General features: G+C 45.1%; 8 protein-coding genes. 6 read left to right on the top strand and 2 right to left on the bottom strand.

The window, feature by feature from the left end; translation table 11 throughout:
- Nucleotides 1-89 precede the first annotated feature (89 nt).
- From ACMFL8_RS06260 to cysE, 6 genes are all read left to right on the top strand, one after another.
- Nucleotides 90-1,586, top strand: a complete 1,497-nt coding sequence (locus ACMFL8_RS06260; RefSeq protein ID WP_413190399.1) for an aldehyde dehydrogenase — start codon at nt 90-92, stop codon at nt 1,584-1,586.
- A gap of 89 nt (nt 1,587-1,675) precedes the next feature.
- Nucleotides 1,676-3,124, top strand: coding sequence for an alanine/glycine:cation symporter family protein (locus tag ACMFL8_RS06255; RefSeq protein ID WP_413190398.1), 1,449 nt, complete (start codon nt 1,676-1,678; stop codon nt 3,122-3,124).
- Nucleotides 3,125-3,413: 289 nt separating this feature from the next.
- Nucleotides 3,414-7,151 carry a DNA polymerase III subunit alpha gene (dnaE, locus tag ACMFL8_RS06250; RefSeq protein WP_413190397.1) on the top strand — a complete coding sequence of 1,246 codons (3,738 nt, stop codon included), beginning with the start codon at nt 3,414-3,416 and terminating at the stop codon, nt 7,149-7,151.
- Nucleotides 7,152-7,223: 72 nt separating this feature from the next.
- A complete protein-coding gene (locus tag ACMFL8_RS06245) occupies nt 7,224-7,604 on the top strand; it encodes an Hpt domain-containing protein (protein ID WP_413190396.1) in 381 nt (126 codons plus the stop codon).
- A complete protein-coding gene (locus tag ACMFL8_RS06240; RefSeq protein ID WP_413190395.1) occupies nt 7,604-8,470 on the top strand; it encodes an RNA methyltransferase in 867 nt (288 codons plus the stop codon). The genes ACMFL8_RS06245 and ACMFL8_RS06240 overlap by 1 nt, the downstream gene beginning before the upstream one ends.
- A 195-nt stretch (nt 8,471-8,665) precedes the next feature.
- Nucleotides 8,666-9,577, top strand: a complete 912-nt coding sequence (gene cysE, locus ACMFL8_RS06235; RefSeq protein WP_413190394.1) for a serine O-acetyltransferase — start codon at nt 8,666-8,668, stop codon at nt 9,575-9,577.
- A 611-nt stretch (nt 9,578-10,188) separates the two neighbouring features.
- Here the strand turns inward: cysE and ACMFL8_RS06230 are convergent.
- Nucleotides 10,189-10,554, bottom strand: coding sequence for a transposase (locus tag ACMFL8_RS06230; RefSeq protein WP_413190393.1), 366 nt, complete (start codon nt 10,552-10,554; stop codon nt 10,189-10,191).
- A gap of 194 nt (nt 10,555-10,748) precedes the next feature.
- The gene (locus ACMFL8_RS06225) at nt 10,749-15,845 is read right to left on the bottom strand and encodes an ESPR-type extended signal peptide-containing protein (protein WP_413190392.1); all 5,097 of its coding nucleotides are present in this window, start codon (nt 15,843-15,845) and stop codon (nt 10,749-10,751) included.
- Between the last annotated feature and the right edge of the window lie 58 nt (nt 15,846-15,903).

Genomic DNA, 15,903 nt, shown 5'->3' with positions numbered 1-15,903 from the left:
ACAATGTTAAGGATAACCAATGCTAAGTTTGATGCCGTATTCAAATCTCCAATCGATGGCATCAAATTTAGCAGATAAGGATTAGAAAAATGAGCACTAAAGAACAAGCCACCAAACAACAAGTATTTGAAGCAGCAAAACAGCAGCAATTATGGGCGGGTCACTTAATAGCAGCAGATGGCTTATCAGAAGCTACTTTAGACAATTACACGCCCATTGATAATAGTGTTATCGGTCAAATTGCGTCAGGTACTAGCGATGATGTCGATACTGCCGTGCAAGTCGCTCGCGATGCTTTTGAAAACGGTGAATGGCGGCGTCTGGCTCCTGCTGAGCGCAAGGCTATTATGCAGCGCTGGTGTGCACTCATGCATGAGCACGTCGAGGAGCTGGCAGCATTAGATTGTGTGGATGCGGGCAAGCCGATTACCGAATGCTTAAACACTGACATGCCAGCGACTATTGAAACTTTTGAATGGTATGCCGAGGCCGCTGATAAGGTATTTGGCAAAGTCGCGCCGACAGGTAGCGCAGCTTTAGGACTTATCGTGCAAGAGCCCATTGGTGTCGTTGGTGCGGTATTACCTTGGAACTTCCCAGCCCAAATGTACGCTTGGAAAGTCGCCCCTGCTCTTATTATGGGTAACTCCGTTATTGTCAAACCCGCTGAGCTGACCTCTTTATCTGCCTACCGTTTAACTGAGCTTGCCTATGAAGCTGGCGTGCCCAGAGAAGCGCTGCAAATGGTCTGCGGTCTTGGTGAAAATGTCGGCGCGGCGCTTGGTCAACATATGGATGTTGACATGGTGTCGTTCACTGGCTCGACTGAGGTCGGACGTCTGTTCTTACAGTATTCGGCCCAAAGCAATCTAAAAGAAATCGTCTTAGAATGCGGTGGTAAAAGCCCACAAATCGTCTTTGATGATGCCGTACTCGATGACGCTGCGATTAACAATATCTTATCAGCCGCGTTTTGGAATATGAGTGAAAACTGTAGCTGCGGCTCACGCTTATTAGTCCACAGCAGTCAAAAACGAGCGTTACTTGAGCAACTAAAAAACGGTCTGAAAGATTGGAAGGTCGGCTCCCCTTACGATGTCGACACGACTATTGGCCCTATGATTGAAAAAGCGCATTTTGATAAGGTTTGTCATTATCTGCGAATCGCTAAAGAGGAAGGTGCAACGATCGTTGCAGGTGGCAACATTCGTGAAGATTTAGGCAGTGGCTGGTATATCGAGCCGACTATTTTTGATGATGTCAGCGCTGACATGACTTTGTTTAAAGAAGAAGTCTTTGGACCCTTGCTTGCGGTGACGAGCTTTGAGACGGAAGAAGAAGCCATCAAACTAGCCAATGAAACCAATTATGGACTCGCCGCTTCTTTTTATACACAGAACATCAAGCGCGCTTATCGTGTGGCATCGTCCATCAAAGCAGGCACGGTCTCTATTAATGGTTTTTCAGAAGGTGATATCACCACGCCATTTGGCGGCTATAAGCAATCAGGGTTTGGCGGCCGTGATAATGGTTTAGAAGCCTTAGCACAATACGCGCAGACCAAAACCATTTGGCTGGTCAATTAACAAACGTATTCAGTCAGCACAGTCATCGATTAAAACAACAGCTTAAATGATTTAAGCCTTTAGTCACATATTTACAGGGAAGTAAGGCCATGGAAGCGATTATTAATACCATCGTCGGCTATATATGGAGCGATGCGTTAGTTTATTTGGCACTCAGTGTCGGCATTTATTTTACCGTGATGACTCGCGGTGTCCAGTTTCGCTATCTCAAAGAAATGGTTAGGCTGTTGTTTGACAAACAAACCTCAACCCAAGGCATTAGCTCATTCCAAGCCTTTTGTATGGCGTTATCTGGGCGCATTGGTGTTGGTAATATTGCAGGGGTAGCCACCGCTATCGCAGCGGGTGGTCCTGGTGCCGTTTTTTGGATGATCGTCATGGGTCTGCTTGGCGGTGCTAGCGCCTTTATTGAGTCTACCCTTGCACAGGTTTATAAGCATACCGTTGATGACCAGTATCGTGGCGGCTCACCCTTTTATATCGAGCGCGGACTCAAGATGAAACCCTTTGCTATTTTAGTAGCTACGGTGACTTGTCTTTCTTATGGCGTTTTGGTGCCCGGCGTACAAGCCAATACCATCGCTGATTCTTTCGATACCGCCTTTAACATCTCACCTGCTGTGACAGGGTTAATTATCGTCGCTATGCTAGCTGTTATTATCTTTGGTGGTGTGAAACGAATCGCCAGTTTTGCTGGTAAAGTTGTGCCTTTCATGGCCATTGGTTACATCTTGATGATGGTTATCGTCTTAGCCTTCAATGCCTCAAACCTACCTGCTATGTTCGCCTTGATTTTCAAAAGCGCGTTTGGTATGGATGCTGTGTTTGGCGGTATCGTCGGTCTAGCCATATCTTGGGGTGTTCGCCGTGCGGTATTCTCTAACGTTGCTGGTGCAGGCGAAGCAACTTTCAGCTCAGCAGCTGCAGAGGTTTCTCATCCTGCCAAGCAAGGCTTAGTACAGAGTTTTTCTATCTACATTGACACTGTGCTCGTCTGTACTGCAACCGCCCTAATGATTTTATCGACAGGCATGTATAATGTCATTCCAGAAGAGGGCTTGACTCTGGTCGAAAATATGCCAGGTATCGAAGCGGGCACGGCATTTACCCAAGCCGCTGTCTCGACGGTGTTTAGCCAATATGGAAGTGGCTTTGTCGCTATCGCCATCTTCTTGTTTGCCTTTACCTGCTTGATTGCTTATTACTATATTGCTGAGACCACGCTAGTATACTTAGACAGTAAATTGCGCTACCCTGTTTTAAAACCATTATTAAAAATAATATTCTTAATAGTTTGCTTTACCGGTAGCATGCAGTCTGTTGGCGTGATGTGGGCGCTAGGTGATATTGGTTTTGGCAGTATGTGTTACCTTAACTTCATCGCCATCGTATTACTCAGTAAAACGGCGCTAAAAGTGCTAAAAGACTACGACGAGCAAATGAAGCTGGGACTCGATCCTGTCTTTGATCCTAGAAAAGCAGGCGTTGAAAACGCAGACTTCTGGATAGCCTATAGTGATAAATATGATAAGCGTTAATTAAACTATCAGTGCTATCTTATACAAAAAACCCTTCTATATCACCATGATATAGAAGGGTTTTTTGTATAATGAAACCTATGGTCAAAAACACTCAATTCAATTTTACACCCCTGAATCAGTGGTTGTCTGCGCCGAATAATGCTATTATTAACAGCTAAATCTAAAATGAATAAATATGGCTATCGACGTCTTATTCTCTTCCAAAAGTCAACATAAAGCATTGATAATAATAAATTTATTTCCTTAGTAGCTAATTCCCCTTTGATCGTACTAGTAAGAGTCCTCTATGGCATTTGTACACCTTGGCATTCACAGCGAATATTCGATTACCGATTCTATCGTGCGCATCAAGCCGCTAGTGAAAGCCGCTGCGGCTGATAATCAGCGCGCGCTCGCATTAACTGATTTGTCCAACCTCTATGCCACGGTAAAGTTCTATCGTGCCTGCTTAGGTGCTGGTATCAAGCCAATTATCGGCAGCGAAGTCATCATGGAAAATGAAGACACACGACTCACCCTGCTCGCAATGGACAACGAGGGCTACCAAAACATCACTCGTATCGTCTCGCTCGGCTTTACCGAAGGGCGCGCCAACGATGCCAATCATGGGGTGCCGGTCGTCAAGCGTAGCCATATTTTAGAACATGCCGCTGGCGTGATCGTGCTCCTCACCGAAAAGTCAGATGTGGGTCAGGCATTGGTCGGCTCCATGCCAGAAAAAGCCGACGAGCTGCTGACAGAGTGGCAAGCAAAGTTTGGTAATCGCTTATATTTTGCCATCAAGCGCACCAATCGCTCAGGCGAAGACACTTTTATTCAGGCAGCTATTCACTCAGGTGCTAAGCACAATATCCCCATTATTGCCCATAATGACGTGCGCTTCTTAAAGCAAGATGATTTTGATGCCCACGAAGCACGTGTCTGTATCGCAGGCTCCTACGTGCTTGCCGACCAAAATCGTCCGCAAACTTATTCCGATGCACAGTACCTAAAAACCCAAGCGCAGATGGAACAGCTATTTGCTGATATTCCGCAGGTAATTGATAACACCTTGCGCTTAGCAACTCGCTGTAATGTGACCTTGACGCTGGGTATTAATGTCCTGCCCGACTTTCCTGTGCCTGAAGATGAGACGATTGAAACGTTTTTCCGCGCGGAGTCAGTACGTGGCCTTAATAATCGATTAGATAAGCTCTTCCCTGTCGCCGAGCGTACTGAACATTGGAGCGACTTCCGCCAAAAGTATGATGAACGCTTAGAATACGAGCTGGAAGTTATCTTATCGATGGGCTTCCCCGGTTACTTCCTGATCGTAATGGACTTTATCCGTTGGGCAAAAGCCAATGGTGTACCCGTTGGACCCGGTCGTGGTTCTGGTGCTGGCTCGCTAGTCGCTTATGCGTTAAATATTACCGACCTTGACCCTATCCATTACGATCTACTATTTGAGCGCTTCTTAAATCCTGAACGTGTCTCAATGCCCGATTTCGATATTGACTTTTGTATTGAAGGTCGTGACCGCGTTATTGATTATGTCGCGCAAACTTATGGGCGTGAAGCGGTTTCGCAGATTATCACTTTTGGTACCATGGCGGCAAAAGCAGTAGTACGAGATGTGGCGCGCGCGCAAAGTAAATCCTACTTTCTTGCCAGTAAAATGTCTAAACTTATTCCCAAAACACCGGGGATCACACTCAGTCAAGCGCTTGAGCAAGAGCCACAACTGAAAGACTTAATTTCCAATCCTGATAATATGGATTATGAAGATGCCATCGAAGTATGGGAGATGGCTATCAAGCTTGAAGGTATTTGCCGGAACGTGGGTAAACATGCCGGCGGCGTATTGATTGCACCGCACAGAATCACGGATTTTAGCGCCATTTATTGTGATGATGAAGGTCACCGCGTCAGCCAATTTGATAAAGATGACGTTGAAGCTGTTGGGCTGGTAAAGTTTGACTTTTTGGGTCTGCGTAACTTGACCGTGATTGATGCTGCTGTCAGAAATATCAACCTGCGCCGTGCAAAAGAAGGCAAAGATGCGTTAGTGTTAGAAGACCTGCCGTTAGATGATGCTAAAGCCTATAAGCTCTTGCAAGATGCCAAGACCACTGCTGTCTTTCAGTTAGAAAGTATGGGTATGAAAAAGTATCTGGCGAAATTACAACCGACCAACATTGAAGATGTGATCGCCATGTGTGCGCTCTATCGTCCGGGTCCGCTCGATGCAGGCATGGTAGAGATGTATATCGACCGTAAGCATGGTCGTGAGGAAGTCATTTATGATCATCCCAATCTTGAGCCGATTTTAGAAAATACCAATGGCGTTATCGTCTATCAAGAACAGGTCATGCAAATCTCACAGGTGATGGCAGGCTATAGCTTGGGCGGTGCAGATATGCTACGCCGGGCGATGGGTAAAAAGAAACCTGAAGAGATGGCCAAACAGCGCGATATTTTCATTACTGGTGCCACCGCACAAGGTATTGATGAAGTCACATCAGGCGGTGTGTTTGACCTGATGGAAAAGTTCGCCGGTTATGGTTTTAACCGCTCGCATTCTGCGGCATATGGCGTGCTTGCTTATCAGACCGCGTATCTAAAACAGTACTACCCTGCCGAATTTATGGCGGCGGTATTGACCTCAGATATGAACAACACCGATAACGTCGTGTTCTTTATCAACGATTGCCGTGAAAACTTTGAGTTAACCGTCGTTAATCCGTCGGTGAATCGCAGTGAGTGGCATTTCGTCGCTGATACCCCGACCAATATTATTTATGGTTTGGGGGCTATTAAAGGCGTTGGCGAAGGTGCGGTTGAATCTATCGTTGATGCACGAAGACGTGAAGGCCCATTCAAAGACTTGTATGACTTTTGCCGCCGCGTCGACATCAAAAAGGTCAACAAGCGCACCCTTGAAGGACTGATAAACGCTGGCTGTTTTGATGATTTCGCGGCAACTTTGCGACCTGACTTACCAGCCGATGAAGCTTACGAGATTCGCGGTGCGTTAATGAGTCAGTTGCCAAGCGCCGTGCAAGCTGCGGAACAAGACCGTCAAAATCGTGAAATCGGTATGATGGATTTGTTTGGTGAAATGGATGGTGTCGTCGCCGCGCCACCGTTGGTGATGACCCCAGAGCTAATTTGGGGTGACAAACACCGCCTAAAAGCGGAAAAGAACACGTTAGGATTGTACTTAACTGGACACCCAATCAATGAATACTTAGAGGAAATTAAACGCTATACCTCAGGTGCACGTCTCGATAAGCTAACGGATACTGGCTATAACGGCAGCTGCTATTTTGCAGGCTTAATTATCGATATCGCCAACTTTGGCAATCGTAATGTGATTATCTTAGATGATGGAACCTCAAGACTGGAAGTCAGCTGTTATGCAGAGCGCTTTAATCGTGTCAAAGAACAGTTGAAAATCGATGAAGTCGTCATCATTAAAGGCAGCATCCGTGAGCGTGATGGACGCCTGTTTGCGCGCCTTGATAATGCGATGAGTATGGTAGATGCACGTTTAAGATGGATGAAGAAGATCAGTATTAAGATTCATGGTAGCGATATTAATTTACTGACACGTCTGCAACCGTTACTTAAGTCTGCACAAGCCAGTATTATTCCAGCACCAAAAATGTCTTATGACAACGAGCAAGACGAGCAAAGTGGCAGCTTCAATGGCAATAGTGGTTACGATGCTGCAATGGGCGGAAGTCTGTTTGATGAAAATGGCAATGATTTATTGGCGCTAGAAAATGACATGAACCAAGATGTGCTTCAGAACGGTATCCATCAAAACCATGCTGGTCAAAGTTATGCCAATAATGCTTTGAGCAATACTGACGCCTCCATTAATGATAATTGTCTGCCACTGGGACTGAGCATTTATGAGGAATTTGGCATCGCTAATGTGGGGCTATCCGAGCATTGGCGCGTCTACCCTAACGATGATAATTTGCAGCAGTTAAAAAACATGCTGAGCGAAGACAACTTACATTTCCATTACAGCTAAGACGTACCTTACTTTTCAAAACTTCATTATAGTAATCTTATTGCTTTAACTTTTAAAAATTGGACAGTAACCATGGACAAAACCACAAATAATAATATGATTGGGCAAACTGACGAAGAGATTATCAATCACGAACAGTTCGAAGACATGCGTGACTTGCTAGAAGAAGATTTTGCCGATTTGATACAGGTTTATATCACTGATAGTAAACAGCGCATCACAAACTTGCGAACGGCTCAACAACAAAGCGATGATGTCGCTGGCTTTGAAATAGCTCACGCTCTAAAAGGCGCTAGTGCCAACTTGGGCACCACTCAGCTGATAAGTTTGAGCTGTCAATTACAAGAGCGCTGCCGTGAACGCCGTGTCGGTGAGCAAGCTGTACTTATTGAAGAGATTGCCATTGCATTACACCGTGCTGAACAAGAAATTAATCAGAGATTGGGACAATAATGAGTAACGACTCTGCACGAGCAGTAAATGACTACCTTGATTGCCTACAAGTGGTTATGGTCAATACGACTTTGCCTGCCAATATTGGCTCGGCAGCACGGGCAATGCATACTATGGGTCTGTCGCGTTTAACCGTTGTAGATCCCAAACTGCCAATCGATGAAACCAGTGTTTCTCATTCAGCAGGCGGCAGTGAGGTATTGTCATCAGCTTTGATAGCGCCCACACTAGAGTCTGCTATTGGAGACTGTCAGTTGGTATTCGCGGCCAGCAGTCGCAGCCGTCACTTACCGCGCCCTGTGGTGACACCCACGCAAGCCGCCAAAATCATGTGCGATTTTCTTGATAAACAATCTGCTTTTACTACAAGCAACCATACCGACGATAACCAAAGCGCTCATAGAAACGATAAACCAAACATCGCTATCTTGTTTGGACGTGAAGATCGTGGTCTAACCAACGAAGAGTTGGCTTGTGCTGATTATCATATTCAAATCGATGCCAATCCTGCTTATCCTGTTTTAAATGTCGCCTCAGCCGTGCAAGTGATTGCCAGCTTTATTTTTGCTTATGCCCAAACGCATATTCAGACAGCAAATGATTTAGATAATAATTTGAGTGCTACTACTCAACCAACACTTGATGTGCATTTACGTCAGCAATGGGATGAGCCTGCTATTACTCAGCAGCAGTTGCAACAGCTTACTCAGCGTACCACTGACCTGATGGTGCACCGTGGTCTAGCAAATAGCGAGCATTTAAAATCGTTGCCCTCACGACTGTCTAGACTTGGCTCGCGTTTACAGCTTGATCAAAAAGAGTATCAGCTATTGAGCGCTTTGATTGCCAAACTCTCAAAAGACTAAAACAAATCATTGTTATTGTTTATCAGCTCACCTTTATTTGACAGCTTTTTACTATATTTTGCAGTATAAAGCTGTTATAACTTGCAGAAGCTTAGCGAAAACATGTATTCCTTATTATCCGAACTTTACGACCACAGATTAGAGGCATCGCTGTTTTAGCAACGACACTCTACCGACGAATAGATAGGACGCTCTATGTCATTGCCAGCCAAACTGTTCAAATCTCTTGCCAGCATCAAAAAAGACCTAACAGAAGATATTGATGCGGTATTTACCCGTGATCCTGCAGCGCGTAATAGCGTAGAAGTATTACTGACTTACCCTGGCATCCATGCACTTATTTTGCATCGCGGTGCGCATTATCTGTGGCAACATGACCAAAAGCTGGCAGCTCGCGTTATTTCTTACGGCTCGCGCATCATCACCGGCATTGAAATCCATCCGGCTGCCAAAATCGGTAAGCGCTTTTTTATTGATCATGGCGTTGGTGTGGTTATTGGTGAAACGGCAGAAATCGGCAATGATGTCACGCTTTATCATGGCGTCACCCTCGGCGGCGTTTCGCAAAATAACGGCAAGCGTCACCCTACCCTAGAAGATGGCGTGACGGTCGGTGCTGGGGCAAAAGTATTGGGGCCGTTTACTGTTGGCAAAAATGCTAAAATTGGCTCCAATGCCGTGGTCGTCAAACCCGTACCAGCAAACGCCACGATGGTCGGTAGTGCGGCTCGTATGATTTCAGACTATCATGATGAAAAAGGCAATCCTATTGCGACCAAAGTGCAAGATGCCAAACAACAAGAAAAAGCGGCTCAAACGGGTAAGATAAATAAAGACAATATTGAAAGCAATACGACCAGTGCCGCACGTGCCACAGCCTTTCAAGCTTATGGTATAGACCCTTCTTCACAAGACCCTGTCGCTGAAGCCTTTGCTAAAATGCTCGAACACATTCAGCAATCAGAAAACCGCCTAGACCAATTACAATCAGCAATGTGCCAGATCGATCCTGATTTTTGCAAAAAACAATACGATAAACTGTGCTTAGAAGATTTAGATGTGATTGATCGTGCTGATGTAGATGACATTAATGATGAGGAAAAATAGCTGAGATATTTGCTGAGAACACAAAAGGTACGGGCGCGTTATACATCAAGAAAGGCGCTAAAGTTGTGTTAACTGATATGATGTAGGCTGGGCATTTATATTGCCCAGCTTTTATTTTGAGATATTTTGGCGTAATGGATAAAGGATAAAATTCATGCTAAAAAGCAGAAGGTAGTGGCTAATGGACATAACGTTTGTTATGGGAATGATGGGTGGATTTCCTAGTGAGGGTTTGAATATAAAGCTGTAGAATCATGTTGTCAGCATTTTAACTTACTAAAATAGTCACAGTGTACTTCATAGTATACATATTATACTCGTGATCGATGCGCTATAAAGGTCTCGTACTCGATACGTCTATGCCAGCTACTCACACTGGAATCTAGCAGATTAGCAATACATTCAACAGGCTGCTACTGAGACTATTTTAAGTTCTAGTAGGTATTTATCGCCCCAGATTACTTCGAAATGCGCAAGGTTAGCCCCTGCTATCTCAAGAATATCAGCGCCATAGATAAAATGTCCTTATTGATGATTTGCTTATTTTAGCGTACTTTGACGACAATGCAGTTCAAATAGGCGATGGGATAAACATTGCTTAGAGACCTGTTCTACCAAGCAGTGATATCCTTTGATACGTTATCTGCGACTCTTAAGACAAGAGAGCTTGATATATCAACGTCGTATATGTCTTTAATAATATCAACAATCTCAGTGGTCGTTTGAACTTTGGCGTAAAAGAATACAGTTTTATCATCAAGACCTGAGATATGGGTTTGAGGCTTACTAACGTGTACAGGCTCAAAACTGCTGTCGCGGTCTCTTGGGATAAACATTTCAAGCTCGTCGGTATCACTGCGGACGGTTTTTTTAGTGTGCCCATTACGCTTATTTGGTTCTATAGCTTTTTCATAGTTAGAATAGCCAAGGTAGTTTTCCATCTCAGCTTCAAGGTCAGTGTCGATACACGATTGCATGAGCTACTTTTGAAAGTCTTTGACGTCATCAAAGCTGTTCATGCTGCTAGCTATTTGCTCAGCCAGTACTTTGATGTCAGTTTAAGTAGTCATTGCTTATTCTCCTGTTAGTGAATTATAAGCAATGATACAGAATTTGGGAAAGGGCTCTTTTTTGGAAGAGTCCCTTTTTTAAATTGTCTATTCTCTATAGCTTACCAGCTAAAGCCAAAACCGACGCCACCTGAGCTTTCATCTTTGGTAAAGGCACCGCCTAAGCTAACGCTAGCATTTGGGTTTAAGACTCGCTGATAGCCTAATGATACCGCCTGCTCATTCCCTTGTAAGCCTACGCCTACACCGACACGATTCTGTCCTTGCAAGCCTGAGGTGCTGGTCGCCATATTCAACATCGCAGCACTCATAGCGCCTTGACGATCAAAGCGTTCATCGACTTCACGAAAACGACTTTCATTATCGCTCACATAATTGTTGAACGACTCATTAAAGCCAGCCAATTTGCTATCCGTATAGGTTTTGGAGGTCGCTACGGCGTTGTTCTGTGCTGATTGTAATTGCACCACGTTGACAGCATCTGTATCGGCTGTACCTGCAGCGACATTAGTGACTTGACGCTGATTGGTCGCTGAGCCAACAGAGACCGTATTATCACGGGTGGATGCTGAGTTATTACCCAATACAACCGCGTTTTTAGCAGCAGTATTGACGTTATTGCCTACGACAAAAGTATTGTCGCCTGAGACGGTATTATCATTACCTAAGCTGTAGCTATTATTACCACTGACTACGCTTGGGTCGCCTATAGCCCCTGAGCGATTACCAGTGACTTGGTTACCCGTACCGATACTAATGGCTTGATTGCCACTGGCTACTGCGCCATCACCCATAGCGATGGATTGATTACCTTGCGCTGATGCGTTTGGTCCCAAAGCAACTGCATTGCTGCCACTAGCCTCTGCTGATGTCTCAGTTGAATTCACTCTGATGTACTTGCTACTTTGTGCCTGACCTTGTTGTATGCTAGCTACTTGAGTGTCCACATAATCTTTAGACTCCGTCACGGCAGCCGCTGATTTATCATCGGTGTAGGCTCTAGAGGTGTTGACCGCCTCTACTGCTTTTTGATTAGTAAAAGTTTGCGCTGACGCTAAAGTATCCGTAGATCTTTGATTGGTAAAGGTGTTTGCAGCGGTTAGCGTATCTGCTGCACTCTGATTGGTATATGCCTGAGCGGTAGCGGCATCTTGTATGGCTCTTTGATTAGTCGCAAATAGCTGCTTACCGTTGACTGCATCGGTGGAGGTAGTACTCAAAGTCGCATCGGTAACATTGGTCACTTTCGTGCCGTTAGCACCTACTAGAGTTAAAGTATCTTTGGTAGCATCATCGTACACAACGGCATTTGCAAGACCGCTTACATTGGTCTTTAGATTGTCGATATCAGTACGGTTTTCTTTGACGCGATTATTAATCCCATTGATAGCGGTTTCGGCGGTATTGACCCGATTGTCTACAGCCGTAATAGCTGTCTCATTAGCACTGACACGGTTACCGACAGCCGCAACAGCAGTATCAACCCCATCAATGCGTGTGCCAATACCAGTAATTGCTGTTTCATTGGTGCCAACGCGAGTATTAATACCAGTGACGCGATCATCAACACCCGTTATACGAGTGTTTACGCTAGTGATAGCCGTTTCATTAGTGTTAACCCGATTGCTAATGTTAGTTATATTGGTTTCGTTAGTACCGACACGAGTATTGATACCAGCTACCGTCGTATCTACCCCATCAATGCGTGTATCAATACCAGTGATAGCGGTCTCGTTAGTGCCAACACGGTTATTAATACCAGTGACGCGATCATCAACACCCGTTATACGAGTGTTTACGCTAGTGATAGCGGTTTCGTTAGTAGTAACACGATTGCCAATGTTAGTTATATTGGTTTCGTTAGTACCGACACGAGTATTAATACCAGCTACCGTCGTATCAACCCCATCAATGCGTGTACCAATGCCAGTGATAGCGGTCTCGTTAGTGCCAACACGGTTATTAATACCAGCTACCGTCGTATCTACACCGTCAATGCGTGTACCAATACCTGTAATAGCCGTCTCACTAGCACCAACGCGAGTATTAATGCCAGTGACGCGATCATCAACGCCCGTTACGCGAGTGTTTACGTTAGTGATAGCAGTTTCATTGACGCCAACGCGATTGCCTACAGTTGTGATAGCCGTCTCGTTAGTGCCAACACGAGTATTAATACCAGCTACTGTTGTACTAACATTATCCACATATTGTTTATTAGCGGCGTCGGTAGCGTTAGTAGCAGTGGCGACATTGGTAATGCGCTTTTCAACGCCCGCACGACCGACAGAGATCGTATTGACTTCATTTGCAATCGAATCATTACCGATGGCAGTCGCATTCTTTGCCGTGGCTGTACTATTGCTACCAAATATGCTGCTACCCTCACCCGACGCTGTGTTGAGAAAACCTACGGCGATACTACCCTCACCCGAAGCTCTATTTCCAAAACCTATGGCACTACTACCCTTACCCAACCCTTCATTTCCAAATCCAAATACGCTGCTGTTTTCAGCTGCTGCCGTATTTCGAAATCCAAAGGCATTACTAGTTATACCCGACGCTACGTTTCCAAAACCTACAGCACTACTTGCGAAATCTGATGCTTCATTATCAGAACCTAAAGCCACACTTTGGTTATTACTCGCAGTATTATTTAGTCCTACCGATACGCTACCTGCGCCTGTACCGACAAACTTACCATCGACATAGCGCTTATTAGTGGCGTCAGTAGCGTTAGTAGCATCAGCGACATTGGTGATGCGTTTCTCGTTACCTGCGCGACCGACTGAGACGGTATTAGCCACATCTGCTAGTGAGTTATTACCGATAGCAGTGGCATTATTCGCGGTGGCTTGGCTGTTACTACCAAATACGCTGCTTAACTCAGCCGAAGCTTTATTATTGAAGCCGACGGCGCTGCTAGCAACACCAGAAGCCTCGTTCCTACTACCCACCGCACTACTACTACCACCTGAAGCCGTATTAAAAACACCTACCGCAATACTACCATTACCTGAAGCGGTATTATTAGAACCTATGGCATTGCTATACAATTTAGATGATGTATTAGATTGTCCCACCGCAATACTACGATTACCTGAAGCGGTATTATTAGAACCTATGGCAGTACTGATATCTCCTATGGCAGTATTACCACCTTTACTAGCGGCGTTTTTGAAGGCAGCGACTTTAGTAGCATCAGTGACCACTTGACCATTTGTAGTAAAGGAGTCGATATCATTGATGCTCGTACCTGCACCCGTCGTTGTTACGGTGATGCCAGCCACTTCTGTTATTTTGCCATTAGCATCTGTTTTAGTCTGGTAAGCAACGCCAGAGGTAGAGCCTAATGCGGTATTGGATGATGTATTAGCGAAATTATCGGTCACCGTTGAGGCGGCGATAGCAGTAGATAAAGCGCTGTCGACATAGCGCTTATTAGTGGCGTCGGTAGCATTAGTAGCATCAGCGACATTGGTGATGCGTTTCTCGAAGCCTGCACGACCGACTGAGATCGTATTTTCGACATCTGCTAATGAGTTATTACCGATAGCAGTCGCATTTGCAGCGGTGGCTTGGCTGTTACTACCGAAAACGCTACTTAGCTCAGCAAAAGCTTTGTTCTTATAACCAACCGCGCTACTAGATACACCAGATGATGTGTTTTGATATCCTATAGCGCTACTTTCTCTAGACTCAGACTTATTGTTGAAGCCAATGGCACTACTTTCATTACCTGTAGCGGAATTGAAAACACCTATTGCATTGCTGTACACACCAAAAGCCGTATTAATAGAACCTAATGCACTGCTATACTCTTTTACACTAACGTTTGAGTTACCTACTGCGCTGCTAAACTGACCAGAAGCAATATTATCACTACCTAAAGCCACACTTTGATTGTTACTCGCAGTATTATCTAGTCCTACCGATACGCTATTTTGGCCTGTACCGACAAACTTACCATCGACATAGCGCTTATTAGTGGCGTCAGTAGCGTTAGTAGCATCAGCGACATTGGTGATGCGTTTCTCGTTACCTGCGCGACCGACTGAGACGGTATTAGCCACATCTGCTAATGAGTTATTACCGATAGCAGTGGCATTATTCGCGGTGGCTTGGCTGTTACTACCAAATACGCTGCTGTTATCAGCGATAGCGGTGTTGGCATAACCGACTGCACTGCTGTTATTGGCCGATGCAATATTGAATGTGCCAACTGCATTACTATTTGCAGCAGAGGCTTGGTTGTTAGAGCCAACTGCATTGCTATTTGCTTGAGTCGCTACGTTTTTCACCCCTACCGCTGTACGTCCGTTACCAATAGCGATATTGCCGCCTTTGCTAGCGGCATTTTTGAACGCGGCTATTTTGGTTGCGTCAGTGACTTGGACACCATTTACGGTAAAGGAGTCGATATCGTTTATGCTAGTGCCTGCACTTGTGGCAGCGGTAGTGACTGTGATGCCTGCGACGCTAGTAATACGTCCATTAGTAGTCTGAGTGACGTAAGCCCCGCCACTCGCTGAGCCTAAAGCGGCATCGCTAGCATTACTAGCGAAGTTATCTTTATTGATTGAACTATCGACATAAGCTTTATTAGCAGCATCGGTAGCATTGACGGCGGTAGCGACATTAGTAATGCGCTTCTCGAAGCCTGCTTTACCGACTGAAACGGTATTAGCTACATCTGCTAGTGAGTCATTGCCGATTGCAGTGGCACCTGTAGCGGTGGCTTGGCTGTTACTACCGAATACGCTACTTAACTCAGCTGAAGCTTCGTTATTATTACCTAACGCACTGCTACCCCGAGCAGAAGCGATATTTAGAATACCTATAGCGCTGGCGCGTTGACCAGAAGCTGTGTTTTGAATACCCACAGCACTTGTGTTTGAACTAGAAGCTTTGTTATTTAAACCACAAGATACTGAGTCTTCACCAGTTGCTGTCGAAGCTGGGAATGCAGTCGTACCTGTCGTCGTACAGACCACGCCTGCCCAAGTATTAACGCTACCTACCGCCATGATACTCACGACCAATGCTTTTAGCGCTAATTGGGGTAGCTGACTTTGGTTGCTAATCGGCGCTACGCTGCCTGAGATATTATTAGTTTTGCCTGCGCTCTTGGCGTTTTCAGCGACCACTACGATACAGCCTAGTGACTTGCTCCAGATTTTTTTGAATACGTGGTTCATGGTTAGTCCAAAATTTTGGTTATTTTGGCTTATTAAACTTTATTATCAATATATATGT

This window comes from Psychrobacter sp. AT9, from assembly GCF_047272965.1.
In the GTDB taxonomy this organism is placed as follows: Bacteria; Pseudomonadota; Gammaproteobacteria; order Pseudomonadales; family Moraxellaceae; genus Psychrobacter; species Psychrobacter glaciei.
The sequence above is the reverse complement of the archived record's forward strand: the minus strand, read 5'-3'. Positions and strand labels throughout refer to the sequence as shown.